Source organism: Variovorax sp. KBS0712, from assembly GCF_006323185.2.
Lineage (GTDB): Bacteria > Pseudomonadota > Gammaproteobacteria > Burkholderiales > Burkholderiaceae_C > Variovorax > Variovorax boronicumulans.
The window spans coordinates 682,109-707,354 of sequence record NZ_VCCD02000001.1 but is presented as its reverse complement, the minus strand read 5'-3'; the positions used below and the strand labels follow the sequence as shown (position 1 = coordinate 707,354).

The following is a 25,246-nucleotide window of genomic DNA, read 5'->3' as shown; positions in this document are numbered from 1 at the left end:
ACAATAATTGGGCGTCAACGATAACTTTTGGTTGTCACTCCAAAGATGAAGCCCAATCAGTTGCATGCCTTCGTGGCCGTGGTCGAGCAGCTCAGCATCCGCGCCGCCGCGCGCGTGCTCGGCATTTCGCAGCCGGCCGTGACCAAGATCGTGCGCGAGCTGGAGCGCGAGGTCGGCGCCCCGCTGGTGGAGCGCAGTGTGAAAGGCGTGCGGCTCACCCAGTTCGGCCTGGCCTTCGCGCCGCGCGCGCGGCTGCTGCTGGCCGACATGGAACGCGCCCGCGACGAGATTGCGCAGATCCGCGACGGCGCCACCGGCTCGGTCTCGCTGGCCGTGAGCGCCTCGTTCGCGCTCACCGTGCTGCCCGCCGCCTTCAAGGACTTCCACACCCGCCTGCCGGCGGTCGACGTGCAGTTCAGCGAGGCCGTGCTGCCGTGGATGCTCGCGCGGCTGCGCGACGGGTATCTCGACTTCGCGGTGGCGCACATCGTGCCCGGCACGCTCGATCCGCAGTTCGAGGCGCTGGAGCTGTTCCCGGTGCAGCTGGTGGTTGGGCTGCGCGAGCGCCATCCGCTGCGCAACGCGCGCTCGCTGAACGACCTTTATGCCGCCGAATGGGTCCTGCCGGGCGACGACCATGGCGGAACCAACGCCGTGGCGCCGCTGTTCACCCCGCTCGGGCTGTCGCCGCCCACGCGCGTGCTGCAGGGCCACTCGGTCACCGTGGCGCTGGCGCTGGTGGGGCACATGGATTTGATCGGCCTCTTCGTCGAGCCGCTGGCCGGGCTCAGCTTCAAGCGCCACGGCATCCGGCGCGTCGATGTGTGCGAGACGCTGCCGGTGCTGAACGTGTGCGTGGTGCGCCGGCGCGGGCAGCCGTCGACGCCGGCGGCGCAGCACTTCATCGAGTGCATTCAGCGGGCGTCGGCGGCGGCGAAGGGGGCGTAGCGAAGGCGGGGGGGACGGCTCGTGCATGCGCAACGAGACAGAGCGCCCCGGGACCTCAGTCCATCAAAGGAAGATGAGCATCAAGATTGCGGCGTAGACACCGAGGCAAACGACGGCGCTGACGCTCGCCAATAGCAACACGAAGCCGACGAAGTAGGTCACTCGTTGGCTCCAGTCCGGCGCGCTCGGCACGCAACGCCAGTAAAGCAGTGCGGCCAGGAATATCAGCACGCCCTCGATCACATGAGCCGCGGTAGCCATGGCCTCGGGAGAACGTAAGCCCGACCGGGTCAGCCCTAGGTGCAGGAGTGCCCCAAGGGGGATCAAGGCAGCCCAAGCGAATGAGCCGAGCGCAAGGCGACCCGCCGTTTTCATTGGGTGGCCTCGCGGGGCAGCGTGAACGTCGGCAGCGAATGCGCATTGGCAGTCATGAATTTCCTCCCTGATTGGCGTTTCGAAATGGAACGCTCTGAAGTCCATCCTAGGGGCGCGGGCGCCAGGAAACTGTTATCAAATGAGAACTCCTCTCATTCATAATCCCTCCCGCTTCCGCGCGCCGGAAGCGTCACCAGGCCGCCGGGAGGCGCGCCGCCAGAACATCCAAGGGATTTGAATGAAGAGAGTTTGTGTGAGCCTCGCGCTCGCCGCCGTGCAGGCGGCGCAGGCGCAATCCGTGCCTGCGTCCGCTGCTCCCGAATCGCGGGCAAGCGAGCTGAGCACCGTCAACGTCGAGGCCTCGCGCGCCAACGGCTTCCTGGCCGAGACGGTCGAGGCGGGCACGTTCCGGGGGGCGTCCGTGATGGACGTGCCGGCCACGGTCAACACCGTGACGCGCGAGGTGATCGAACTGCAGGGCGCGGCGGGCGTGTACGACGTGCTGCGCAACACGGCCGGCGTGACGCGCCAGCAGAACGGCGGCGACACCTTCGACCAGCTCGTCATCCGCGGCATTGCCGTGGAGAACCGCACCAACTACCGCCTCAACGGCGCGCTCGCGATCCCCAACGTGTCGGAAATTCCGATGGAGAACAAGGAGCGCGTCGAGGTGCTCAAGGGCGCGTCGGCGCTGTACTACGGCTTCACCACGCCGGCCGGGGTGATCAACTTCGTCACCAAGCGCGCAGGCCGTACGCCCGTGACCTCGCTCGGGATGAGCGTCGACAACCAGGGCGGGCTGCAGGGCCAGCTCGACATCGGCCGCCAGTTCGGCGAGAACGACCAGTTCGGGCTGCGGCTGAACGCGGCGGGCGGCCAGCTGGGCTCGACCATCGACGGCGTGGACGGCAAGCGCAGCTTCGTCTCGGCCGCGCTCGACTGGCGCGTGAACCGGCGGCTCACGCTGAAGGCCGACATCGAGCATTACCGCAAGCGCATCACCGAGCAGGCCGGCATCGCGCGGCTTGCGGCCGTGAACGGCGTCATCGCGCTGCCGGCGCTGCCCGACCCGCACAAGCTGATCGCACCGCCCTGGGCCGTGTTCGAGGCCGAGGTCACCAACACGCAGCTGCGTGCCGACTACGCCTTGAGCGACCACTGGGCGCTCAGCGTGGAAGCCGGCCATTCCGAGGCCGAGCGAGACCGGCGCTTGGCGCAGTTCGGCAACTACAACGTGCGCACCGGCATCGGCCGCCTCACCGGCAACGTGCAGCACTTGGAACAGCGTTCCGACCTGCTGCGCGCCGAGCTGTTCGGCACCTTCGCCACCGGCGCGCTGCAGCACGAGCTGACGCTGGGCGCGGCACGCAGCGACAAGACGCAGGCGCCCGTCTTCCAGCGCAACTACGGCGGCGCGACCACGCTGCAGAACCTGTACAACCCCGTGCCCATCGGCGCGCTGGCGCTGAGCGCGATGCCGTCGCGGCCCACTTCGGGCGCGCAGGACAGCGAGGAGCTGGGCCTGTACGCGCTCGACCGCATCACCTTCTCGCCGCAGTGGCAGCTGGTGGCCGGCCTGCGCCACACGCGCTACCAGAGCTGGCAGGGCGCGAGCGCCACGCTGCCGGCCCTGGACTACAGCGTGCGCAAGACCACGCCGCTGGCGGCGCTGAGCTACAAGTTCACGCCCGACCTCATGGCCTACGTGTCGTACTCGCAGGGCGTGGAAGAGGGCGAGGTGGCGCCGGCCGGCACCGCCAACCAGAACACCCGCATGCCGCCGGGCGTGAGCCGGCAGAAGGAAATCGGCCTGCGCTGGCTGACCGGCAGCGGCACGCTGCTGTCGGGCGCGCTGTTCGACATCGAACGGCCCGGCGCCTACACCGACAGCGCCAACACCTTCGTGGCCAGCGGGCGCCAGCGCTATCGTGGCCTCGAGGTGTCGGCGCAGGGGCGGCTCACGCCCGCGCTGGCGTGGCAGCTCTCGGGCCAGTGGCTGGACGCCGAGTTCCGCCGCATCAACGCGCAGTACGACGGCAAGCGGCCCGAGAACACGGCGCGCACCACGGCGAGTGCCTTTGTCTCGTACGACATCGCGGCGGTGCCGGGGCTGTCGGTCAACGGTGGGGCGTACTTCACGGGGCGCCGTCCTGTCGACGACCTGAACCAGGGCTTCATCGGCGGCACCACCGTCTTCGGCCTGGGCGCGCGCTACGTGGCGCAGCTCATGGGCAGGCGCACCACCTTCCAGCTGAACGTCGACAACGTGGGCGACAAGCGCTACTGGTCGGCGGCCGGCACGCGGCTGGCGGTCGGCACGCCGCGTACGATCAAGGCCCTGGTCAAGATCGATCTCTGAACCCGCGCGCCCCGCCTTGGCGGGGCTTCCTGTTTCTCGTTTTCTTCTGTTTTTCATGGCTTTGCTGCGTCGCGTCTGGTTCCAGATCCATTGGTTCATCGGCATCACGGCGGGCAGCGTGCTGGTCGTCATCGGCCTGAGCGGGGCGACGCTGTCGTTCCGTGCCGAGATCACCGACCTGCTGAACCCGATCCCGGCGGCGTCGGCCGCACCCGCATTGGCACCGCCCGCGCTCGTCGCGCGCGTGCAGGCCGAGATGCCCGGGCGACGCATCGCGACCGTCGCCGTGTCGACCGAGCCCGGGCGCGCCGCGCGCATCGGGTTCGCGCCGCCGCCGGGCGAGCGGCGCGGCGAGACGCGCTTCGCCGATCCCGCCACCGGCGCGCTGCTGCCCGACCCGGTGGGCGAGCACTTCTTCGAGTTCGTCGAGGAGCTGCACCGCTGGATGCTGCTGCCGCGCGACGACGGCAAGCCCCATCACCGGCTCGCTGGCCGGCCTGTTGCTGCTGCTCGCGCTCTCGGGCCTGTACCTGCGCTGGCCGCGCCGGCCCTTCGCGTGGCGCCAGTGGCTGCGCATCGACTTCGCGCTGCGCGGTCGCGCCTTCCTGTGGAACCTGCATGCGGTGGTCGGCACCGTCGCGCTGCTGGCCTACGTGGTGTCGACCACCACCGGCATGTACTGGGCCTTCGACGGCTTGCGCAAGGCGGTCGACAGCGCGGTCGGCGAAGGCCGCGTGGTGCGCGCCGAACGCGCGGCGGCCGATGCCCCGGTGACGCTCGACCTGGCGCGCGTCTGGCAGGCCTTCGTCGACACCACGGGCGGCGACTGGACCCAGGTGACGCTGCGGCTGCCCGCGCGCAACGGCACGCAGGTGGAGGCCGTCTACCTGCGCACGCACGCCGAGCACGAGCGCGCACGCAACCGCCTGTACCTGCAGGCCGCGACCGGCGAGACGCTGCGCCACGAACGCTATGCCGACAAGCCGCTCGCGGGCCGCCTCGTGAACAGCATCTACCCGCTGCACATGGGCACCTACTGGGGCCTGCCGGGGCGCATCGTGATGATGCTCACCAGCCTGGGGCTCGCGCTGTTCGCGATCAGCGGCTGGATGATGTACCTCGGCCGCCGCCGCACCGCGAAGGCCGTGCGCGCCGAGCGTGCGCGGCTCGATGCGGTCGCCGTGCCCGCCACGTCAGGCGATGCGGGGCAGGTGCTGGTCGCTTTTGCGAGCCAGACCGGCCATGCCGAGCGCCTCGCGCTGCAGACGGCCGGCGCGTTGCAGGCGGCCGGTGTCGCGGCCGTGGTGCGGCCCGTGTCGGCACTGAGTGCCGATGCGCTGCTGCATTTCCGGCAGGTGCTGTGGGTGGCGAGCAGCTTCGGTGAGGGCGATCCGCCCGACAGTGCGCGTGCCTTCGCCCGTGCGTTCGCGCGGCAGAGCGGCCCGGGCCTGCGCCACCTGCGCTACGGCTTGCTCGCGCTCGGCGATCGCCACTACGCGACCTTCTGCGGCTTCGGCCGCAAGCTCGACCACGACCTGCACAACCAGGGCGCGCAGCCGCTGTTCCCCATGATCGAGGTGGACGGCGAAGACCCGGCAGCGCTCGCGTGTTGGCACGATGCGCTGCGCGAAACCTTCGGGGTGCGCGATGGAGCGTGGCCTGTGTCGACCGCGCCGGCTTTCGAAGCCTGGCGGCTCGATGGCCGGCGCCTGCTCAATGCGGGCAGCCAGGGCGATCCGCTGTTCGAGATCGAGCTGCGACGCGTCAGTGGCGGCGCGATGGACTGGACGCCCGGCGCACTGGTCGAGATCGTGCCGCGCCAGATGCACGACGACGGCGCCCCGGCGCCCGCGCCGCGCAGCTACTCGGTCGCGTCGATTCCGTCCGACGGCGCCGTCCAGCTGCTGGTGCGGCAGGCACGGCACGACAACGGCCTGGGCGTGGCCTCGGGCTGGCTCACGGTCGGTGCGCCCATGGGCACGGAACTCGCGCTGCGCCTCGTCGCCAACCCGGGCTTCGCACTGCCCGACGATGCGCGGCCCTGCATCTTCATCGGCAACGGTTCGGGCTTTGCGGGCTTGCGTGCGTTGCTGCGCGAGCGTGCACGCCGCGGGCACGGGCGCAACTGGCTGGTGTTCGGCGAACGGCAGGCGGCGCACGACGGCTTCGGCGCGGACGAGGTCGCGGCATGGCAGGCCGGTGGTCTGGTCGCGCGCGCCGACTTCGTCTACTCGCGCGACCAGGCGCAGCGCGTGTACGTGCAGGACCGCCTGCGCGACGCTGCCGAAGCACTGAAGCAGTGGGTGGACGAAGAGGGCGCGATCGTTTTCGTGTGCGGCAGCCTCGAAGGCATGGCACCGGGCGTGGACGCGGCGCTCACCGAGGTGCTGGGCGAGAGCGGCATGGACGCGCTCATCGCCGAAGGCCGTTACCGCCGCGACGTCTACTGATCAGACGGGCGGAAAGCTCACGCCCGGTTCGCCCGCCTGCCACGGCGCGTACTTGGCCATGGTGCGTGCGAACATGTCCGACGCGGTCCAGCCTGCGAGCCAGGCCTGCAGGCGCGGCCACGGCTGAGCGTCGAACCAGGCCGCATCGACCATCGCGAACTGGCGCACGAAGGGCATCAGCGCCGCATCGGCCAGCGTGGCGTGCGCGCCGGCCAGTTGCGCCGACATCGCGAGCCGGTCTTCGAGCCCTTGCAGGAAGCGCGCGCCCTCGTCGCGCGCCGAGCCTTCCGATGCGGGGTAGCGCGCCGGGTACTTGTAGCGATCGAGCAGCGGCTTGAAGCCGTTGTCGCAGGCGGTGATCAGTGCGAGCAACTCGTCGAGCGTGCCGTGCTCCGGCGTCAGCCAGCGCAGCGGATCGTGGCGGCGCAGTGCCCACAGCATCACGTCCAGGCTCTGTTCCAGCACCGCCGCGCCGCCGTCGAGCACCAGCACGGGCACGGTGCCTTTGGGCGAGGCCGCGAGCATCTCGGCGGGCTTGCGCTTGAGCTCGATCTCGCGCAGTTCGCAGTGCTGCTCGCTTGCCACCAGCGCGAGCCGGGCCCGCATCGCATACGGACAGCGGCGGAACGAATAGAGCACGGGGAGGGCGGAATCGGGCATGCGAACGACAGGTGAGCAGAGGGAGCCGGCCGATTGTCGGCCCGTGCCCGCCGGGTCGCGCGGCAGCGGGTTTTTCCTCACAATCGACCGCCATGGGCGAACGCCTCTTCCTCCGGCTCCACGACGACCCGCTGCATGGGCCGGAGTCGGGCGTGCCCGACGGCACGCTGCAGGTGCTGCCGATCGCACCGGCCCTGCGGTCGCATGTCTCGCACCTGCTGATGTACCGCGAGACCTTCGCGCCCGGCCACGAGGTGCGCGAGCGCGTGCTGCCCGACGGCGCGATCCGGCTGGTCTTCAACTTCGGCGATGCACCTTCGGCCGACGACGCGCCGGGGCAGGCGGTCGAAGCCATCGGCGCTTTCGCCGCACCCGCCGTGGTGCGGATGCGCGACACGGTGGAAGGCCTGTCGGTGGCGCTGCGTCCCGGCGCGGCGGCGGCGCTGCTGGGCGTGCCGGCCGGCGAGATCGCGGGCCGCGCGGTGCACCTGGACGAACTCTGGGGCGGCGAGGGCACGACGCTGCTCGCGCGCATGGCCGAAGCGCACGGCGATGTTGCACGCGCCGATCTGTTGCAGCAGGCCCTGATGAAGCGCCTGCAGAAAGCCGGCGACGGCACGCCGCCGGCCGCCGCGATGCACGCTGCACGGCTCATCGCCGCTGCCGACGGGCGCCAGGCGCTGCGCGAGGTGGCGCAGGCGGTCGGCGTGGGCGAGCGCCGGCTGCAGCAGCTCTTTCATGCGCACGTCGGGCTGTCGCCGCGCGCCTGGGGCCGGCTCGCGCGGCTGCATGCCTGCCTGCGCGCGCTGCGCCTGCACAGCGCGCCGGCCTGGGCCGACATGGCGCTGGACCACGGGTTCTACGACCAGTCGCACCTCGTCAACGAGTTCCGCGCCCTGTGCGGCGTGACGCCCACCGAGTTCCTCGGGCGCTGGGTTTCGGTTTCTTCCAAGACGGCGCGCTGAGGCCGGCCTATCGTGGCGGCTTGTCCTGCCCAAGGACCCTCACCGAACGAAGGAGCAACGACACATGACAGCAGCCCCCTCCACCCCCGACGCCGCGCACCGTCCGCTGGCGGGCCGCGTGGCCGTGGTGACCGGCGCCAGCCGCGGCGCGGGCCGCGGCATCGCGCAGGAACTGGGCGCGGCCGGTGCCACCGTGTACGTGACCGGGCGTAGCACCCGCGCGCGGCCGGCGGACAGCTACGGGCAGCTGCTCGCCCTGTCCGAACTGGCCGCCTTGCCCGGCACCATCGACGACACCGCCGAGGAGGTCACGCAACTCGGCGGGCGCGGCATCGCCGTGGCCTGCGACCACACGAAGGAAGACGAGGTGGCGGCGCTGTTCGCGCGCGTCGAGCGCGAGCAGGGCCGGCTCGACCTGCTCGTGAATAACGCCTGGGGCGGGCACGAAAGCTTCACCGGTGTCTTCGAGGCGCCGTTCTGGGAGCACCCGCTCGCCAACTGGGATTCGATGTTCGATCGCGGCGTGCGCAACCACCTCGTGGCCAGCCGCTGCGCCGCGCCGTTCATGGTGGCGCGCAAGCAGGGCCTGATCGTCACCACCACCTTCTGGGACCGTGGCCACTACCTGCGCGGCAACCTGTTCTACGACCTCGCCAAGGCCTCGATGACGCGGCTGGCCTTCGGCATCGCGCAGGAACTGCAGCCGCACGGCGTGGCCTCGGTGGCCGTCTCGCCGGGCTGGATGCGCACCGAGTTCGTGCTCGCGGGCCACAAGACCGACGAGGCGCACTGGCAGGAGCGCCCCGCGCTGGCGCGCACCGAATCGCCGCGCTACCTGGGCCGCGCCGTGGCCGCGCTGGCGGCGGATGCGCAGGTGCTCGACAAGACCGGCCAGGTGCTGCGCGTGGCCGACCTGGCGCGTGCCTACGGCTTCACCGACATCGACGGGCGGCAGGTCGAGCCGTTCGAGCTGTAGGGCGCGTCAGCGCAGGTCGCGCACGTCGATGCGAAAGCGCAGCTCGGGCGCGCCGCCGAGCCCGGGCTCGGTGATGAACTCCTCGACCAGCACGCCGCCGTTGGCGCGGATCACGCGCTGCGAGGCGAGGTTGTCGGGGCTGGTCGTGATCTCGACGTGGTCCAGCCCGATGGCGCGCGCATCGGGCAGCAGCGCGCGCAGCGCGGCGGTGGCATAGCCCCGGCCGCTTTTCCACGGCACCACGCCGTAGCCGATGTGGCCGAGGCAGTACGAAGGCAGGGCGTTGGTGCCCGGCTGCCAGCGCAATTGGATGCTGCCGCAGAACTCGCCGTCCCACAGCCAGCGCCGGTAGCCCGGCAGCCGCGGCACGGTGCCGCCAGTGGGCAGCGCGATGGGCGGGCCCTTGGCCTCGCGGTCGACGAGGCCGGCGAGAAAGCCGTCGGGGTCGGTGCGGATCAGCGCCAGTTCTTCCAGGCCGGCTTCGGCCCGCAGGTTGTTGGGCGACCAGCCGCGCTCCAGTGCGGCGATGTAGCCGGGCAGGTGCTCGGGCGACGGCCAGACGAGCTGCAGGGCGGAAGGGGACATGGGACGCGGTCCTTGTTCTTTCGGGTTCATTCAGTACGAGCGCAGGGCGATGCCCCAGCGCCCCTCGGCCCGCACGACGATCCAGAGGTTGGCGTGCGTGCTGAGCACCGCGCCTGCCGCATCGCGCCGCGTGTAGTGCACGACGAAGTGCACCTTGTCGTGGCTCACGAGCACCGGCTCCTTCTTTTCGTACTGCGTGCGCGCCCAGCCGCCGGCCTTGAGCGTGTCGAAGAAATCGGCCGGGTGCTGGCCGGGCGCGGGCCAGTCGAGCCGCTGCGCGCCCGAAAGCATCGTGTGCGGAAAGTGCAGCTCGGCGTCCATGCCGCGCGTGTCCGAGGCGTTGAACGCGGCCGTGAAGCGGTCGAGGCAGGCCGACGCGGCCTCGACGACGGCAGCGTGCGGTGCGTCGGAGGGCGGCGGGGCGACGAAGGCAGAGAAATCGGTCATGTGCCGGATGGTAGGCGAGCGTGCGCCTGTCGGCCACGCTTGCAAGAAATGCAACTGAGTTGCGTCAATCCATATAATGCAATTCTGTTGCAACTATGGAGCCTGCCCTCATGGCCGATCGCCTTCCCGTCACCGTGCTGTCCGGCTTCCTGGGCGCCGGCAAGACCACGCTGCTCAACCACATCCTGCACAACCGCGAGGGCCGCCGCGTGGCGGTGATCGTCAACGACATGAGCGAGGTCAACATCGACGCGGCGCTGGTGCGCGAAGGCGGCGCCGCGCTGTCGCGCACCGACGAGAAGCTGGTCGAGATGAGCAACGGCTGCATCTGCTGCACGCTGCGCGAAGACCTGCTGATCGAGGTGAAGCGCCTCGCCAAGGAAGGGCGCTTCGACCAGCTCGTGATCGAGTCGACCGGCATCTCCGAGCCGCTGCCCGTGGCCGAGACCTTCACCTTCGCGGGCGAAGACGGCCAGAGCCTGGCCGACGTGGCGCGGCTGGACACCATGGTCACGGTGGTCGATGCCTTCAACTTCCTGCGCGACTACGGCTCGCCCGACAGCCTGGGCCAGCGCGGCCAGTCGCTGGGCGACGAAGACACGCGCACCGTGGTCGACCTGCTGATCGAGCAGATCGAGTTCTGCGACGTGCTCGTGGTCAACAAGACCGACCTCGTGACGGCCGAGGAGCGCGAGCGGCTGATGGCGATCCTGCGCAGCCTCAACCCGCGTGCGCGCATCGAGGAGTCGGAGTTCGGCCGCGTCGCGCTCGACCGCGTGCTCGACACGGGCCTGTTCGATTTCGAGCAGGCCGAGCAGGCACCCGGCTGGCTGGCCGAGCTGCGCGGCGAGCACGTGCCCGAGAGCGAGGCCTACGGCATCCGCAGCTTCGTCTACCGCTCGCGCCTGCCGTTCCATCCGCAGCGCTTCTGGGACCTGGTGCAGAGTGAGTGGGAGGGCGTGGTGCGCTCCAAGGGCTTCTTCTGGCTCGCGAGCCGGCCGACCCGCGCGGGTTCGTGGTCGCAGGCCGGTGGTGCCTGCCGCTACGGCGTGGCGGGCCTGTGGTGGGCGGCCGTGCCGCGCGAGCACTGGCCGACCGACCCCGACGGGCTTGAACTCATCCGCAAGAACTGGGACGACGCCACCGGCGACGCGCGCCAGGAGCTGGTGCTGATCGGCATCGGCATGGACGAAGCCGCGCTGCGCGCACGGCTCGATGCCTGCCTGCTCACGCCCAACGAGATGCGCTTCGGCCCCTCGTGGTGGCAGAACCTGCCCGATCCGTTTCCGTCGTGGAACGTGTGAGCGCGCGGGCGGTTCAGTCGCCGGCGCTGCCGGGCTGCATCGCCTGCTGCACCAGCCGCGCCATGGCCGACGCGTTCTCGCTGCCGACGGCGGCCAGGCCCTGCACGGTGCCTTGACGGTCCTGCAGGGCTTCGTCCTGGCTGGCCTTGAGCTTGCCTTCGAGGCGGTCGATGGGGATCTCGATGCCCACCACGGCGCGCGCCAGCTTGCGGATGAAGGTCTCGGGCGCGTCCGTGGTCTGCCAGGGCACGGGCTGGCCGGCCTCGTTCGCCGCGGTCAGCCGCGCGAGCAGGTCGAGCAGCCAGGCTTCGTCGTCGATGGCGCGCGCGATGCCGTGCGCATGGGCGACGGCGTAGTTCCAGGTCGGCACCACTTGGCCGTGCTCGGCCTTGCCGGGGTACCAGCCGGGCGTGATGTAGGCCTGCGGCCCCTGGAACATCACGACCGAAGGGGCCGGGGCATCGAGCTGGCGCCACACGGGATTGGCGCGCGACACGTGGCCGAGCAGCGTGCCGAACGGGCCGCGCGAGCGGTCGAGCAGAAAGGGCAGGTGGTTGGCGACCAGCCCGTCGGCGCCCTGAACGACCCAGGCGCCCAGCGGATGCGCGTCGATCAGCGCGTGGCTCGCGCCGAGGTCGGGCTGGCGGTGGTGCCGGGAGACGTACACGTGCAGCGCAATGAAACTATCGAGCGCAGTCGCCGCACATGCCGTGCAGCGTGAGCGCCGTGTGCCGCGTGTCGATGCCCTGCTTGCGCAGCGCCTTGCCGAGCCGGCCCATCACCTTGGGCAGTTCGGGGTCGGAAGGCAGGGCCAGCACCTTGTGGCACTGGTCGCATTCGAAGGTGTTGCCCGAGGCGGTGTCGACGTGCCGCGCGAAGCGGTTGACCCGGTCGGCGCCCACGCGGCGGTCGCACAGGCCGGCCTCGACCAGCCGGTCGAGCACGCGGTAGAGCGTGACGCGGTCGGGCGGCTCGCCCGTGGCGGCGGTGTAGGCGGCGGCCACTTCCTCGTGGGTCAGCGGCTGCGAGCCGTGTTCGAGCAGCTCGAGCACGGTCTGGGCGGCGCGCGTCACGCGCAGCCCGCTGCCGCGCAGCAGCGCCTCGCTGTCGAAGGCGGGGCCGGGCGACGAGGTCTTTGGGGACGGGTTCGGGGTGGTCTTCATGCGAAACGCCATTGTGTTGCATCCGGCGCTCCCTTGTGCCGGCAAGGGCGCCGGGGCGGCCCGAAGGCCCGGATGTTGCGAGGTGCAAGTCAGCCAACCGGCCGTTTCGCCGCGGCCCGGGTCGCCCGAATGCGCTAAGGTCCGGGCATTCGCATTCCTGAATACCTTCGTTGACCATGTCCCGTCCCCCCATCGAAATCGAAACCGCCCCGAACCCCACCGCCACGGTGATCCTGATGCACGGCCTGGGTGCCGACGGCAACGACTTCGTGCCGATCGCCGGCGAACTCGACCTGTCGGCCGTGGGCCCGGTGCGCTTCGTGTTCCCCAACGCGCCCGTCATTCCCGTGACCATCAACGGCGGCTACGAGATGCCCGCCTGGTACGACATCGCGGTGGCCGACCTGGTGGCGCGCGAGGACGAGGCCGGCCTGCGTCGCTCGCAGGCGAGCATCGAGGCCCTCATCGCCAACGAAAAGGCCCGCGGCATCCCCGCCCATCGCATCGTGGTGGCCGGCTTCTCGCAAGGCTGCGCGATGGCGCTGATGACGGGGCTGCGCCACGGCGAGCGGCTGGCCGGCATCGTCGGCCTTTCGGGCTACCTGCCGATCGCCGCGACCACGGCGGCCGAGCGCCACGGCGCCAACCACGACACGCCCGTGTTCCTCGCGCACGGCCGGCAGGACCCGGTGGTGCCGCTGGCGCGCGCCGAACAGTCGCGCGACGCGCTGGTGGCGCTGGGCCACCCGGTCGAGTGGCACGAATACCAGATGGCGCACTCGGTCTGCATGGAAGAGATCGCCGACCTCAACCACTTCCTGCTGCGCGTGTTCGGCTGAAGGCCCGCCACGCCGGGCCGCGCGCGCATCCATCCTGATCCTGTCACCCCGAAAGAACGCACAGAAGGAGACCCCATGATCCTGGTCATCGGACACGCGCTGGCAAAGGCCGACACCCTGCAGGCGATGCTGGCCATCAGCGTGGAACACGTGCTGCGCTCGCGCGCCGAGCCCGGCTGCATCTCGCATGACGTCACGACCGACGTGCAAGACCCGCTGCAGCTCACCTTCGTGGAGCGATGGAGCGACATGGCGGCGCTGCAGGCGCACTTTCGCGTCGACGCGTCGCGCGCTTTCGGCAAGGCGCTCGCGGCCATGGCCGACGGGGTGCCGTCGATCCATGTCTACCAGTCGGAAGAGATCGACCTCGCGGCGGGCCGCCCCAAGGCCTGAATTTCGAACCCCGCTGCGCGCCGCAAGGCCGGTGGTATTTGAGAGGGTAGCTATGAAAAAAGTAGCAAAAAACAGCATAGCCGGATGCGGGATTCCCTGCTTCAGCAGTGCCTGTCCGCCCGTGCTACCTTCCAGCCCCACAGAAGATTGATGGGTCATAAGAACATGAGCAACAGATTGCAGGAGAGGCTGGGTGCACTCCCGGCCGCGCGATTGAAGGGAATGCGTCGCGGCATCGAGAAGGAAAGCCTGCGCGCATTGCCCGACGGCAAGCTGGCCCTCACGCCGCATCCGCTGGCGCTGGGCTCGGCGCTCACGCATCCGCACATCACGACCGACTTCAGCGAATCGCAGCTCGAACTCATCACGGGCGTGCACGCGGGCGTGGAGTCGGCGCTCGAAGAGCTCACGCGGGTGCACCAGTTCACCTACCGCGTGCTCGACCAGCTCGGCGACGAGCGCCTGTGGGTGTCGAGCATGCCCTGCGGCCTGCCGACCGACGAGACCATTCCGATCGGCCGCTACGGCTCGTCGAACGTCGGCCGCGCCAAGAGCGTGTACCGCATGGGCCTGAGCCATCGCTATGGCCGCCGCATGCAGACCATTTCGGGCATTCACTACAACTGGTCGCTGCCGGAGGTGTCGAGCGAAGAGTACTTCGCGCTGATCCGCAATTTCCGCCGCCAGGCCTTCCTGCTGCTGTACCTGTTCGGCGCCTCGCCGGCCCTGTGTTCGAGCTTTGTCGCGGGCCGCCCGCACGAGCTGCAGCCGCTGGGCGACGGCAGCATGTACATGCCGCACGGCACCTCGCTGCGCATGGGCCGCCTGGGCTACCAGAGCGAGGCGCAGGCCTCGCTGGCCGTGAGCTACAACAGCCTGGAGGGCTACGGCGCCTCGCTGCAGGACGCGCTCACGCGCCCGTGGCCGGCCTACGAGGCCATCGGCATCCGCAACCTGGGCGGCGACTACAACCAGCTGGGCACCAGCCTGCTGCAGATCGAGAACGAGTTCTACGGCACCATCCGCCCCAAGCGCGTGATCCACTCCGGCGAGCGCCCGCTGCATGCGCTGCGCGAGCGCGGCGTGGAGTACGTCGAGGTGCGCCTGATGGACCTCGACCCCTTCGAGACCGTCGGCATCAATGCGCAGACCATGCGCTTCATCGACGTGTTCCTGCTGCACTGCCTGCTGAACGACAGCCCCGACGACACGCCGCAAGAAATCGCCGACCTGGCGCAGAACCAGCACCTCACGGCCGCGCGCGGCCGCGAGCCGGGGCTGAAGCTGCGCCGCGACGGGCGCGAGGTCGCGCTCACCGACTGGGGCCTGGAGCTGGTCGAGCAGTGCCTGCCGATTGCCGCCGCGCTCGATGCGGCGCAGGGCGGCACGCAGCATGTCGACGCGGTGCGCGCCGCCAAGGCCGGCCTCGAGAACCCCGACAGCCTGCCCTCGGCCCGCGTGCTCGCGGCCATCGAGCAGCAGCACGGCAACTCCTTCGTCGGCTTCGTGCGCGCCCAGTCGGAGCAGACCCGCGCCGCGCTGCTGGCGCTGCCGTTCACGGCCGCGCAGCAGGCCGGGTTCGAGCAGATGACGGCCGAGTCGATCCAGGCGCAAAAGCGCATCGAGGCGGCCGACACCATGCCCTTCGAGATCTACCGCGAGCAGTACGTCTCGCCGGCGCGCCTGGGCATGGCCCCCGGCCGCTTGCCGGTCGCGGCCTGAGAAGGTCACCCCGGCGGCGCCGGCCGGCGCATGCCGACAGCGCCGCTGGCCGATGGCCTACAGCCATTGACCTGTCCGGCTCACCGCGGCGCGGCGGCCAGCCCCGAAGATGGCGTCATGCGCTGCCCAGTTCCGGACCCGAGACACCCACCATGACGCTCCATGCCTACCTGGTCGAGGACAGTCCGGTGATCCGCGAGAACCTGGTCGACTTTCTCGAGGACGTGGTCGATGCGCACGTGATCGCCTCGGCCAGCACCGCCGACGAAGCGCTCGACTGGCTGCGCGACCACAAGAGCGATTGGGACCTGGCCATCGTCGACCTGTTCCTGCAGCGCGGCAACGGCCTGGCCGTGCTGAACGCCTGCCGCCAGCGCTCGCCGCACCAGAAGGTGGTGGTGCTCAGCAACTACGCCACCGCCGACATGCGCCTGCGCTCGCAGCAGCTGGGTGCCGACGCCTTCTTCGACAAATCGGCCGAACTCGACCAGCTGGTGGCGTACTGCGCCACCGTCCAGCCGTCGCATGGGTGACTCCCGCTGGGGGCGCCCGGCGGCAAGCAGGGCGGGGAACTGAGGTAAAACGTTGGGTTGTTGTCAATTGGCAACCCTCACCAACACCGACCCACACAGTTCAGACAGCGAGCAGAGACCTCATGAGCAACAGCACCTCCATCGACTTCCAGGGCCGCGTGGCCATCGTGACCGGCGCCGGCGGCGGCCTGGGCCGCCAGCATGCGCTGGCCTTGGCGGCGCGCGGCGCCAAGGTGGTGGTCAACGACCTGGGCGGCGCGCGCGACGGCTCGGGCGGCTCGGTCAGCGCCGCGCAGGCGGTGGTCGACGAGATCAAGGCGGCCGGCGGCGAAGCCATTGCCAACGGCGCCTCGGTGACCGACTTCGAGGCCGTGCAGGCCATGGTCAAGCAGGCGGTCGACGCCTGGGGCCGCGTCGACATCCTGGTGAACAACGCCGGCATCCTGCGCGACAAGAGCTTCGCCAAGATGGAACTGGACGACTTCAAGCTCGTGGTCGACGTGCACCTGATGGGCGCCGTGAACTGCACCAAGGCCGTCTGGGCGCTCATGAACGAGCAGAAGTACGGCCGCATCGTGATGACCACCTCGTCGTCGGGCCTGTACGGCAACTTCGGCCAGAGCAACTACGGCGCCGCCAAGCTGGCGCTGGTGGGCCTCATGCAGACGCTGAGCATCGAAGGCGCCAAGAACGACATCCGCGTGAACTGCCTGGCGCCTACCGCCGCCACGCGCATGACGGAAGACCTGTTCCCCAAGGACATGCTCGAGGCCTTCCGCCCCGAGGCCGTGGTGCCCGCAATGCTGGTGCTGGCCGCGCAGGACGCGCCCAACCGCACCATCCTCTGTGCCGGCGCCGGCACCTTCGAGGCCGCGCACATCACGCTGACGCAGGGCGCCTGGCTGGGCATTGCCGCCGACACGCCCGAGCAGCTGGCCGCGCGCCTGTCGGAAGTGACCGCGCGTGAAGGCGAGGCCGTGCCGCAAAGCGGTGCCGCCCAGGGCGCGAACGAAGTCGCCAAGGGCCAGGCGAACGCCGGCCGGGGCTGACGCGCCGTTCTTCGGTGCATGGCGCTTGACTTCGAGCGCACTCGAGCATTTCCAATGAATTCACCGGATGTCCGGTGTCTTCATTCATCCAAGGAAATCACGCCATGCACACGATCGACAACAAGGCCCTGGTCCAGCGCATCCATGCGGAGCTGGACAAGGGCAACGGCCAGGCCTTCATCGACAGCCTGGCCGACGACGCCAGCTGGACGTTGGAAGGCAGCACGCCCTGGTCGCGCACCTACCAGGGCAAGCAGGCGATCCGCGAAGAGCTGATCAAGCCGCTGTTCGGGCAGTTCGCCGGGCCCTATGTGAGCAAGACCGAATGCATCATTGCGGAAGGCGACCGCGTGGTGGTGCTGTTCAGCGGCGACGTGCCCACCAAGGCCGGCAAGCGCTACAACAACCGCTATTGCTACGTCTACCGACTCGAAGGAGGCCAGGTGAAAACATTGACCGAGTACTTCGACACCGCGCTGGTCGAGCGGGCGCTCGACGCGCCGACCGCCCATGCCGGCTGACGCCAGCGCTGCCACGCCGTCGTTCCACATCGGCGAACTGGCCGCGCGCACCGGCCGCACGGTGCACGCCATCCGCTGGTACGAATCGCAGGGCCTCGTGCCCGGCGTGGCGCGCGATGCGGGCGGGCGGCGCGTGTACGGCGAACTGCATGTGGGTTGGCTCGACCTGATGGACCGGCTGCGCCGCACCGGCATGTCGATTGCCGAGATGCGCGACTACACGGCGCTCGCATTGCAGGGCAAGGCCACGCTGCGCCAGCGACGCGACCTGCTCGAGGCGCACCGCGCGCGCGTGCACCAGACGATCGCCGACTGGCAGCAGGCGCTGTCGCTGGTCGATCGCAAGATCGATTTCTACGACGCCTGGATGGCCGACGGGCGGCGCCCGCCGCTCATTCCGGTGGAGACGCCGCAGCGCCTGCCCGCGCCGAAGCGCAAGCCGGCGCGCTGAGTGCTATTCGGCGACGAAGCCCTCGCCGTCGCGGCGGATCGAGTCGCGGGCGCGGTGGTTGTTGAGGCGGCCCAGCGTGTTGTCGAGCAGGCGCTTGAGCTTGTCGGCCGCGCCGCGGAAGGCCTCGTCGAGGCTGGTGGCATGCTGTGTCACCGCGAGCGGCTGGTGGTGCGCCAGGCGCGCTTCCATCACGCAGCACTTGTCGCCACCGCCGGCCTTGTCGTGGTTCTCGTCGCTCAGGTGCACCTCGACGCGCGTCACGTCTTCGACGAAACGGCTCAGGTGCTGCTTGATCTCGGTGTCTGCCCAGCGCTCCAGCGTGTCCTTGTTGGTGATGCCATTGCTCGTGTTGACCTGGATCTGCATTGCGTATGTCCCTGCTGGATGGTGAACGAGCCTTCACTGTGCACCCGAAAGAGTGCCCCTGTGCGTAGGTGTGTTGCCCCTTTTTGCCGGGGCATCGCAGCGTGTTCAGCTCTGGATGTAACTGGTCAGCTGCGTGATGGTCTGCTCGTGCTCGGAAATGATGTCGTCCATCAGGTCTTGAATGGAGATCATGCCGACCACCTTGTCGCCGTCGACCACGGGCAGGTGGCGGAACTTGCGCTGGCTCATGAGCGCCATGCAGGCGCGGGTGCGGGTCTGCGGGGTGACGGTCATCACGTCGGGCGTCATGATCTCGGCGACCTTCATCTCCTTGGAGTTCTTGCCCTGTAGCGCCACCTTGCGGGTGTAGTCGCGCTCGGACAAAAAGCCCACGAGCTTTTCGCCGTCCATCACCATGAGCGCGCCCACTTCGAAATGCGCCAGCGTGGCCAGCGCGTCGAACACGCTGGTGTCGGGCGAGGTGCGCCAGGCGGCGGAATCGTGGCGCTTGAGCAGTTCGGAGACGGGTTTCATCGCAGGCACTCCATTCAGGGGTTTCGATCCGGCCGACGCACGTGGCGGCGCCGTGCTTCGGACAAATCATAGGGGCGGAATCGCCCTTCGCGATGCAAAACCCTCCCGGGTGTTGCGCGTGTCATGCCGCGCACACGAACCCGGGGATGATCAAGGGTGCTCAGGGCGCGGCGGCCAGCACGCGGCTCAGCGCCACGGCATTGCCCGCGACGTCCTTCACGAGGCCCTGCGCGTCGAAGTTCACCTGGAACTCCGACCAGCTGTCGCGCCAGTAGCGCCACACCGGTGCGTCCAGGCTCGGGTTCTCGCTGGCCACCGGGTAGCCCAGCGCCATCAGCACCTGTTCGCGCGTCATGCCGGGCATCACCTTGCCCGCGAGGATGGCGGCGCCCACCGCGGGCGGGAAGCTGGCGATCTTGCGCTTGGGGTCTTCGGTGACCACATAGCGCTTGGCGAAGTCGATCAGCGTGATGTTGCGGCTGTAGTCGTTCTTGATGCGCTGGGGCTTGCCCGCGAGGTCGAGGTTGAAGAAGCGGAAGTCGTAGGCCGTGATGCGCGCCGGCGTGCCCACGGGGACGACGCTCGTGCCCTGTTCGTCGTAGTTGATGTCGCTGATCGAGTCGCCATACGTGCGCATGTTGCAGCACAGGAAACCGTCGGTCAGCGGGCCGGGCGGCGGCGACGGGCGCTGGGCGTGCACCGCGGTGGCGGACAGGATGGTGGTGGCCGCGAGCAGGGCGGCGGCGGCAAGGCGCTGGACCATGAAAAGGATCTCCCTCGGTGTGACTTTTTGAAACGGCTGCAGGCGCAGCGCGCGGATTCTAGGGGTGATCTGGCGGCCAACAAGCCAGTGAATACGCCAGTTGGTGCTATCAAAAGCGCAGCAACGAGGAATCGGTCCGTTTCCCGGTTCACAATGCGCACCCGGCCTGCGAGGCCGGTCCCCTTCCAGACAGCGCGAAAGAAAGAGCATCCATCGATGGCGATCCAGTGGTTCCCCGGTCACATGTATTCGACCCAGAAGGCCATCACCGAACGGGTGAAGGACATCGACGTGGTGATCGAACTGCTCGACGCGCGCCTGCCCGGCTCCAGCGCCAACCCGATGCTGGCCGAGCTCACGGCCGGCCGGCCCACGCTGAAGGTGCTCAACAAGCAGGACCTGGCCGACCCCGTGCGCACCGAGGCCTGGCTGGCGCACTACAACGCGCTGCCCGACACCCGCGCCATCGCGCTCGATGCCAGCCTGACCATGCCCGCGCAGCGCATCGTGCGCGCCTGCCACGAGCTGTCGCCCAACCGCGGCGGCATGGCCAAGCCGATGCGCGTGCTGATCTGCGGCATTCCCAACGTGGGCAAGTCGACCCTCATCAACACGCTCACCGGCGGGCGCAAGGCCAAGACCGGCGACGAGGCCGGCATCACCAAGCTCGAGCAGCGCATCACGCTGGCCGACGACTTCTACCTGTGGGACACGCCCGGCATGCTGTGGCCGCGCATCATCGTGCCCAAGAGCGGCTACAACCTCGCGGCCAGCGGCGCGGTGGGGCGCAACGCCTTCGATGAAGAAGAAGTGGCGCTGGAGCTGCTCGACTACCTCAAGGCGAACTACGCCGAGGGCATCGTCGCGCGCTTCAAGCTCGTCGAGCTCGACCCCGCCACCCTGGCCGGCATGAAGGACGAAGACGTCCTCGACACCATCGGCCGCAAGCGCGGCGCGCTGCTGGGCAAGGGCAAGGTCAACCTGCAGAAGGCCGCCGAGATCGTGATGCACGAGTTCCGCGCCGGCAACCTGGGGCGCATCACGCTCGAGACGCCCGAGGAGTTCGCGCAGTGGCTGGCCGCCGGCCAGCGTGCCGACGCCGAGCGCGCGGCGAAGAAGGCGGCGCGTGGCAAGAAGGGCAAGGCCAAGCCCGAGGCAGACGGCGGCCCGACGGCCGACGCGTGAAGGTCTTGCGCGCGCCGCGCTGAAGGCCGCGCGGGCCGCCCCTATCATTCAGAGATGCAACGTCTCACGCGCCAGCGCAACGCCGTTTTCTCCGCCTTCAGCGACGCCGGTCGCGTGCTGACCGCCCCCGAAATCCTCGAACACGCACGGGCCATCGTGCCCGAGATCAGCCTGTCGACGGTGTACCGCCAGGTCTCGCTGCTGCTGGCCGACGGCGAGATCGCCAAGGTCGAGCTGCCGGGCGAGCCGGCGCGCTATGAAGTGGCCTGCAAGGCCGACCCGCACGACCACCATTCGCACGGGGCCAGCGAAGGTGGCGATGCAGGGCATCACCACCATCACTACTTCCATTGCTCGCAGTGCGGCCAGGTGTTCCTGCTGCACGCGTGCCCGGGGCCGATGCACGACCTCGCACCCAAGGGCTTCCAGGTGACGCACCACGAGGTCACGCTGCATGGCCTGTGCGCGGCCTGCGTCGACGCCGGCGCGAAAGCGCCGAAGGCGCACCCGCCGCACTGAAGACGGCGGGCCCCGGGGTGCCGGGGAAAGGTCAACAAAGTTATTGAGAATGAATTCGCAATAACGTATATTCGCGTGTCCGAACGAACTCCCCGGCCACGTCCATGCAAGTCCTGTCCTCGCTCAAGGAAGCCAAGAAGCGTCACCGCGATTGCCAGGTGGTGACGCGGCGCGGCCGCACCTACGTCATCTGCAAGTCCAACCCGCGCTTCAAGGCGCGGCAAGGCGGCGCAAAGAACAAGAACAAGCCATGAAGGTGTGAGCGAACCCGCCATGCCCGCTCATCCCGCGCAGACACGCTCCCTCGGCGTTGCAAATGCTCGCCGTAGCGCAAGCTACGGCTGCGCTTTGCGCCTTGAGGGCGCGCGCCTGCGCGGGCTGCTCGGCCACGGCGGATTCACTCACACCTTCTGACGCGCGGCGGCCCAGCAGCCGCCTTTCATCCCCCTCGATGACCGCATCGGCGTGCCCACGCCGGGGGCGTGCCTGCGCGCGTCTTTCCTTTCCTCCTTCCTTCCATCGGAATCCCTCCGCCATGCTCCGAGCCTCCGGCCTCACCAAACGCTACGGCGCGCACACCGCGCTCGATCGCCTCGACCTCGACATCCGCGGCGGCGACATCTACTGCCTGCTGGGCGCCAACGGCGCGGGCAAGACGACGACCATCAACCTGTTCCTGAACTTCATCGCGCCGACCGACGGCACGGTGCAGATCAACGGCACCGACGTCACGCGCCACCCGGTCGCGACCAAGCAGGACGTGGCGTACATCCCCGAGCAGGTCACGCTGTACGGCACGCTCTCGGGCCTGGAAAACCTGCGCTTCTTCGCCGGCCTGGCGCTGGGCCACGAACTGCCGCGCGAACGCCTGCTCGCGCTGATGACCGAGGTGGGGCTCGACCACGCCGCCGCCGACAAGCGCGTCAGCATGTATTCGAAGGGCATGCGCCAGAAGGTGTGGATCGCGGTGGCGCTGGCCAAAGAGGCCAAGGCGCTGCTGCTCGACGAGCCCACCTCGGGGCTCGACCCGCATGCCGCGGCCGAGTTCTCCGACCTGCTGCGCCGCGCGGCCGATCGCGGCGTGGCCGTGCTCACCACCACGCACGACCTGTTCCATGCGCAGCAGACCGCCACGCGCGTCGGGATCATGAAGCGCGGGCGGCTGGTCGAAAGCCTCGACGGCGCGCAGATCGGCCAGACCGACCTGCAGTCCCTCTACCTGCAACACATGAGGGCCTGACCCGATGACGATGCGCTGGATCGCCCGACGCGAATTCACCGAACGCCTGCGCGACGGCCGCCTGTACTGGGCCGGCGGTCTCGTGGCCGTGCTGCTCTTCACCGCGCTCGCCGTCGGCTGGGCGCACCAGCGCGGCGCGCATGCCGAGCAGGTGGCCGCGCAGGCCATGGACTACCGCGACTGGCTGCACCAGGACAAGCGCCACCCGCACGACGCCGCGCACCAGGGCATGCACGCCTTCAAGCCCGAGCCGCCGCTGTCGATGGTCGACGCGGGCATCAACCCCTACATCGGCAGCACCGTGTGGCTGCAGGCGCACCGCCAGAGCGAGGTCAAGTTCAACGCCGCGCAGGACGCCACCGGCCTGCAGCGCTTCGGCAACCTGTCGGTGGGCTGGATCCTGCAGGTGCTCGGCCCGCTGCTGGTGATCGTGCTGGGCTTCAACGCCTTCGCGGGCGAGCGCGAGCAGGGCATCCTGCGCCAGACGCTGAGCCTGGGCGTGGCACCGCTGCGCCTGCTGGCCGGCAAGGCGCTCGCGCTGTCGGCGCTGCTCGCGGTGCTGCTGGTGCCGGCGGCCTTGGTTGCGGCCGTTGCCGTGGCGGTGGGCGCGGAGCCGGGCGGGCGCGTCGATGCGCTGCTGCGGCTGGGCGCGTGGTCGCTAGGCTACGCGGTCTACCTCGGCATCTTTGTGTGCCTGGTGCTGGGCGTGTCGGCGCTGTCGTCCACCTCGCGCATGGCGATCACCGTGCTGCTCGCGCTGTGGATCGGGCAGGCCGTGATGGCGCCGCGCGTGCTGTCCGAGCTTTCGCGCACCTGGTATCCGAGCCCGACGCGGCTCGAGTTCAACCAGGCGCTGGGCGCGGAGCTCAAGGCCGTGTCGAACCAGGTCTGGCAGCAGAACTTCGGCACCACCGAGCGCTGGGGCCGTGACGTGCCGCTGAGCAAGTGGGGCATCGCATTGCGCCTGGACGACCAGGCCTCGTACCCCGTGTACGACCGCCACTACGGCCGCCTGTGGGACACCTGGGAACAGCAGCAGAAAGTGCAGGAGTGGGGCGGCCTGCTGCTGCCGCTGCTCGCGGTGCGCAGCTTCTCGATGGGCATGGCGGGCACCGACTTCTCGCACCACCGGCGCTTCACCACGGCCGCCGAGCTGCACCGCCGCCACATCCAGGACCTGATGAGCAAGGACCTCGTGGCGCATGCCGATCCGCTCGGCGACCGCCACTTCTCCTACCAGGCCACGCCCGAGCTCTGGGCCACCGTGCCGCCTTTCGACTACCACCCGCCGGGCGCGGGGTGGGCGTTGCGGCACCAGGCGCGCAGCTTCCTCGTGCTGTGCGCCGGCCTGCTGCTCGCGGCGGCGTTCGCGGCCTTCGCCACCTTGCGCCAGCGCGCGCTCTGAGAGGGGATGCCACCCATGTCCTCCATCCATCCTCCCCAAGGCCGCCGCCTGCTGGCCGTGATGCGCCAGGAAGTCCGTTTGATGCTTGCCGAGCGCGGCCTCTGGGTCGTCGGCGCATTGTTCCTTTTGCTCGTGGCCTATGCGTTGGGCAATGGCCTGCTGCAGACCGCCCAGCGCGACCGCGCGCAGGCGGCGGTGGCGCAGGCCGACCGCGACACCCGCACCGCGCAGCGCACGCTGCTCGAAGCCATCCTGGCCGGCACCGCGCAGCCTACGCCCTTCGAGAACCCGGCCGACCCTTCGCGCATGGCCAGCAGCTACGGTGGCCAGCACGTGCTGTTGCCGACCGCGCCGCTGGGCCCGGTCGCGCTGGGGCAGAGCGACCTGTTCCCGAGCCAGTACCAGGTCACGAACCAGAGCCGCGTGGTGTTCATGAACCCGAGCGACATCGAGAACCCGTGGCACCTGCTGAGCGGGCATTTCGACCTGGCTTTCGTCATCGTCTACCTGCTGCCGCTGCTGATCTTTGCGCTCAGCTACAACCTGCTGTCGGCCGAGCGCGAGAACGGTACCTTGCGCCTGCTGCTGTCGCAACCGCTGCGGCTGCGCACGCTGCTCGCGGGCAAGCTCACGGTGCGCGCCGCGGTGCTGCTGGGGCCGGCTGTGCTGCTGCCGGTGGCGGTGCTGTGGATTGCGCGCCATGCGGGGCTCACCGCCGGCGGCGCTGGCAGCGCCACGCTGTGGTGGGCGCTGCTCGTGGGCGCCTACGCGCTGTTCTGGTTCGCGTTGGTGGTGGCGGTCAATGCCTTCGGCGCCTCGTCGGCGACGAACGCGATGGTGCTCGTCATCGCCTGGGTGCTGCTGGTGCTCGTGGCACCGGTGCTGCTCAACCTGGCCGTCACGCAGGCTAGCCCCGCGCCCTCGCGCACCGAGTTGGCCACGCGCCAGCGCGTGGTCACGGCCGAGGCGATGAAGCGCTACCAGGACCTGCTGGGGACCGAGTACCAGCACGTGGGGCAGGGCGCCATCCTCGTGCCGCGCGACGGCAAGATCGAGATCGCCGGCCGCTCGCTGGCCAACTACCGCATCCAGCGCGAGGTCGACGAAGCGATCCGCCCCGCGCTCGCGCGCTTCGACGCGCAGCAGGCGGCACAGCAGGCGCTGGTGGGCCGCTTCGGCGCCGTGTCGCCGGCGGCCGTGGCCTACGAAGGCATGACCGCGCTGGCCGGCAACGGCGCCCGCCGCCATGCGCGCTTCGACGCGCAGACCGTGGCGCACCACGAAGCCTGGAAGGCCTTCTTCTTCCCGCGCATCGACGCGCGCGATGCGCTCGCCCCAGCCGACTTCGACCGCATGCCCACCTTCGCCTGGCACGAGGAGCCCGCCGACCTCGTGCGCGGGCAGGCCGCGCTCGCTGTGCTGCAACTGCTGGTGCCGAGCCTGCTGCTGTTCGGCCTCGCGGCCTGGCGGCTGCGGCGCTTCTCGGTCGCCTGA

27 protein-coding genes and 1 pseudogene are annotated in these 25,246 nt (G+C 69.7%); 19 read left to right on the top strand and 9 right to left on the bottom strand.

Going from position 1 to position 25,246, the window contains the following annotated elements; genetic code table 11:
• Positions 1 to 45 precede the first annotated feature (45 nt).
• Complete coding sequence (locus FFI97_RS03105) at positions 46 to 948, top strand: LysR family transcriptional regulator (protein ID WP_139705655.1); 903 nt, start codon at positions 46 to 48, stop codon at positions 946 to 948.
• Between the two features lie 63 nt (positions 949 to 1,011).
• On the opposite strand, the gene FFI97_RS03100 is transcribed toward FFI97_RS03105, so the two are convergent.
• On the bottom strand, positions 1,012 to 1,209 hold the full coding sequence (locus tag FFI97_RS03100; RefSeq protein WP_139705652.1) for a hypothetical protein: 198 nt from the start codon (positions 1,207 to 1,209) through the stop codon (positions 1,012 to 1,014).
• Between the two features lie 352 nt (positions 1,210 to 1,561).
• On the opposite strand from FFI97_RS03100, the gene FFI97_RS03095 reads away from it, so the two are divergent.
• Complete coding sequence (locus FFI97_RS03095; protein WP_139705650.1) at positions 1,562 to 3,682, top strand: TonB-dependent siderophore receptor; 2,121 nt, start codon at positions 1,562 to 1,564, stop codon at positions 3,680 to 3,682.
• A gap of 55 nt (positions 3,683 to 3,737) precedes the next feature.
• A pseudogene (locus FFI97_RS03090) lies at positions 3,738 to 6,132 on the top strand (PepSY domain-containing protein).
• On the opposite strand, the gene FFI97_RS03085 reads toward FFI97_RS03090, so the two are convergent.
• Positions 6,133 to 6,792: a glutathione S-transferase gene (locus FFI97_RS03085; protein ID WP_139706550.1), complete on the bottom strand. Its 660-nt coding sequence runs from the start codon at positions 6,790 to 6,792 to the stop codon at positions 6,133 to 6,135.
• Between the two features lie 92 nt (positions 6,793 to 6,884).
• Here FFI97_RS03085 and FFI97_RS03080 point away from each other — a divergent pair, with 92 nt between their 5' ends.
• Positions 6,885 to 7,757, top strand: coding sequence for a helix-turn-helix transcriptional regulator (locus FFI97_RS03080; RefSeq protein WP_139706548.1), 873 nt, complete (start codon positions 6,885 to 6,887; stop codon positions 7,755 to 7,757).
• 64 nt (positions 7,758 to 7,821) lie between these two features.
• Positions 7,822 to 8,733 carry an SDR family oxidoreductase gene (locus tag FFI97_RS03075; protein WP_139706546.1) on the top strand — a complete coding sequence of 304 codons (912 nt, stop codon included), beginning with the start codon at positions 7,822 to 7,824 and terminating at the stop codon, positions 8,731 to 8,733.
• A 6-nt stretch (positions 8,734 to 8,739) separates the two neighbouring features.
• On the opposite strand, the gene FFI97_RS03070 is transcribed toward FFI97_RS03075, so the two are convergent.
• Together FFI97_RS03070 and FFI97_RS03065 are read right to left on the bottom strand one after the other, a co-directional pair.
• Positions 8,740 to 9,318: a GNAT family N-acetyltransferase gene (locus tag FFI97_RS03070; RefSeq protein WP_139706543.1), complete on the bottom strand. Its 579-nt coding sequence runs from the start codon at positions 9,316 to 9,318 to the stop codon at positions 8,740 to 8,742.
• A gap of 30 nt (positions 9,319 to 9,348) precedes the next feature.
• A complete protein-coding gene (locus FFI97_RS03065; protein ID WP_139706542.1) occupies positions 9,349 to 9,765 on the bottom strand; it encodes a hypothetical protein in 417 nt (138 codons plus the stop codon).
• 110 nt (positions 9,766 to 9,875) lie between these two features.
• Here FFI97_RS03065 and zigA point away from each other — a divergent pair, with 110 nt between their 5' ends.
• Positions 9,876 to 11,069, top strand: a complete 1,194-nt coding sequence (zigA, locus tag FFI97_RS03060; protein WP_139706540.1) for a zinc metallochaperone GTPase ZigA — start codon at positions 9,876 to 9,878, stop codon at positions 11,067 to 11,069.
• Between the two features lie 13 nt (positions 11,070 to 11,082).
• On the opposite strand, the gene FFI97_RS03055 is transcribed toward zigA, so the two are convergent.
• Entirely contained in the window at positions 11,083 to 11,736 is a 654-nt protein-coding gene (locus tag FFI97_RS03055; protein WP_139706538.1) for an FMN-binding negative transcriptional regulator, read from the bottom strand.
• A 16-nt stretch (positions 11,737 to 11,752) separates the two neighbouring features.
• Complete coding sequence (locus tag FFI97_RS03050; protein ID WP_062477006.1) at positions 11,753 to 12,232, bottom strand: Fur family transcriptional regulator; 480 nt, start codon at positions 12,230 to 12,232, stop codon at positions 11,753 to 11,755.
• 176 nt (positions 12,233 to 12,408) lie between these two features.
• Here FFI97_RS03050 and FFI97_RS03045 point away from each other — a divergent pair, with 176 nt between their 5' ends.
• From FFI97_RS03045 to FFI97_RS03015, 7 genes are all read left to right on the top strand, one after another.
• Positions 12,409 to 13,071 carry an alpha/beta hydrolase gene (locus FFI97_RS03045; protein ID WP_139706536.1) on the top strand — a complete coding sequence of 221 codons (663 nt, stop codon included), beginning with the start codon at positions 12,409 to 12,411 and terminating at the stop codon, positions 13,069 to 13,071.
• A 75-nt stretch (positions 13,072 to 13,146) separates the two neighbouring features.
• On the top strand, positions 13,147 to 13,464 hold the full coding sequence (locus FFI97_RS03040; protein WP_139706534.1) for a putative quinol monooxygenase: 318 nt from the start codon (positions 13,147 to 13,149) through the stop codon (positions 13,462 to 13,464).
• Positions 13,465 to 13,629: 165 nt separating this feature from the next.
• Positions 13,630 to 15,186: a glutamate--cysteine ligase gene (gene gshA / locus FFI97_RS03035; protein WP_139706532.1), complete on the top strand. Its 1,557-nt coding sequence runs from the start codon at positions 13,630 to 13,632 to the stop codon at positions 15,184 to 15,186.
• Between the two features lie 152 nt (positions 15,187 to 15,338).
• Positions 15,339 to 15,719, top strand: a complete 381-nt coding sequence (locus FFI97_RS03030; protein ID WP_139706529.1) for a response regulator transcription factor — start codon at positions 15,339 to 15,341, stop codon at positions 15,717 to 15,719.
• Positions 15,720 to 15,841: 122 nt separating this feature from the next.
• Complete coding sequence (locus FFI97_RS03025) at positions 15,842 to 16,768, top strand: SDR family NAD(P)-dependent oxidoreductase (RefSeq protein ID WP_095948938.1); 927 nt, start codon at positions 15,842 to 15,844, stop codon at positions 16,766 to 16,768.
• Between the two features lie 104 nt (positions 16,769 to 16,872).
• Positions 16,873 to 17,289, top strand: coding sequence for a nuclear transport factor 2 family protein (locus FFI97_RS03020; protein ID WP_095948937.1), 417 nt, complete (start codon positions 16,873 to 16,875; stop codon positions 17,287 to 17,289).
• Entirely contained in the window at positions 17,279 to 17,740 is a 462-nt protein-coding gene (locus FFI97_RS03015) for a MerR family transcriptional regulator (RefSeq protein WP_095949034.1), read from the top strand. The genes FFI97_RS03020 and FFI97_RS03015 overlap by 11 nt, the downstream gene beginning before the upstream one ends.
• Before the next feature lie 3 nt (positions 17,741 to 17,743).
• Here FFI97_RS03015 and FFI97_RS03010 read toward each other — a convergent pair whose 3' ends face one another.
• The 3 genes from FFI97_RS03010 to bamE all read right to left on the bottom strand — a co-directional run bounded on the left by FFI97_RS03010 (position 17,744) and on the right by bamE (position 19,403).
• The gene (locus tag FFI97_RS03010) at positions 17,744 to 18,106 is read right to left on the bottom strand and encodes an HPF/RaiA family ribosome-associated protein (RefSeq protein ID WP_062476985.1); all 363 of its coding nucleotides are present in this window, start codon (positions 18,104 to 18,106) and stop codon (positions 17,744 to 17,746) included.
• Positions 18,107 to 18,211: 105 nt separating this feature from the next.
• On the bottom strand, positions 18,212 to 18,640 hold the full coding sequence (locus FFI97_RS03005) for a CBS domain-containing protein (RefSeq protein WP_070062567.1): 429 nt from the start codon (positions 18,638 to 18,640) through the stop codon (positions 18,212 to 18,214).
• A gap of 160 nt (positions 18,641 to 18,800) precedes the next feature.
• Positions 18,801 to 19,403, bottom strand: a complete 603-nt coding sequence (gene bamE, locus FFI97_RS03000) for an outer membrane protein assembly factor BamE (protein WP_139706528.1) — start codon at positions 19,401 to 19,403, stop codon at positions 18,801 to 18,803.
• A 216-nt stretch (positions 19,404 to 19,619) separates the two neighbouring features.
• Here bamE and ylqF point away from each other — a divergent pair, with 216 nt between their 5' ends.
• From ylqF to FFI97_RS02970, 6 genes are all read left to right on the top strand, one after another.
• Positions 19,620 to 20,588 carry a ribosome biogenesis GTPase YlqF gene (ylqF, locus tag FFI97_RS02995; RefSeq protein WP_139706526.1) on the top strand — a complete coding sequence of 323 codons (969 nt, stop codon included), beginning with the start codon at positions 19,620 to 19,622 and terminating at the stop codon, positions 20,586 to 20,588.
• Positions 20,589 to 20,642: 54 nt separating this feature from the next.
• Positions 20,643 to 21,107, top strand: a complete 465-nt coding sequence (locus FFI97_RS02990) for a Fur family transcriptional regulator (protein WP_139706524.1) — start codon at positions 20,643 to 20,645, stop codon at positions 21,105 to 21,107.
• Between the two features lie 104 nt (positions 21,108 to 21,211).
• Positions 21,212 to 21,361, top strand: coding sequence for a type B 50S ribosomal protein L36 (gene ykgO / locus FFI97_RS02985; RefSeq protein WP_139706522.1), 150 nt, complete (start codon positions 21,212 to 21,214; stop codon positions 21,359 to 21,361).
• A 281-nt stretch (positions 21,362 to 21,642) separates the two neighbouring features.
• Positions 21,643 to 22,347 carry an ABC transporter ATP-binding protein gene (locus FFI97_RS02980; protein ID WP_062476970.1) on the top strand — a complete coding sequence of 235 codons (705 nt, stop codon included), beginning with the start codon at positions 21,643 to 21,645 and terminating at the stop codon, positions 22,345 to 22,347.
• A gap of 4 nt (positions 22,348 to 22,351) precedes the next feature.
• Positions 22,352 to 23,752 (top strand): ABC transporter permease subunit, encoded by a 1,401-nt coding sequence (locus FFI97_RS02975; RefSeq protein ID WP_139706520.1) that lies wholly within the window; start codon positions 22,352 to 22,354, stop codon positions 23,750 to 23,752.
• Positions 23,753 to 23,767: 15 nt separating this feature from the next.
• Complete coding sequence (locus tag FFI97_RS02970) at positions 23,768 to 25,246, top strand: ABC transporter permease subunit (RefSeq protein WP_139706518.1); 1,479 nt, start codon at positions 23,768 to 23,770, stop codon at positions 25,244 to 25,246.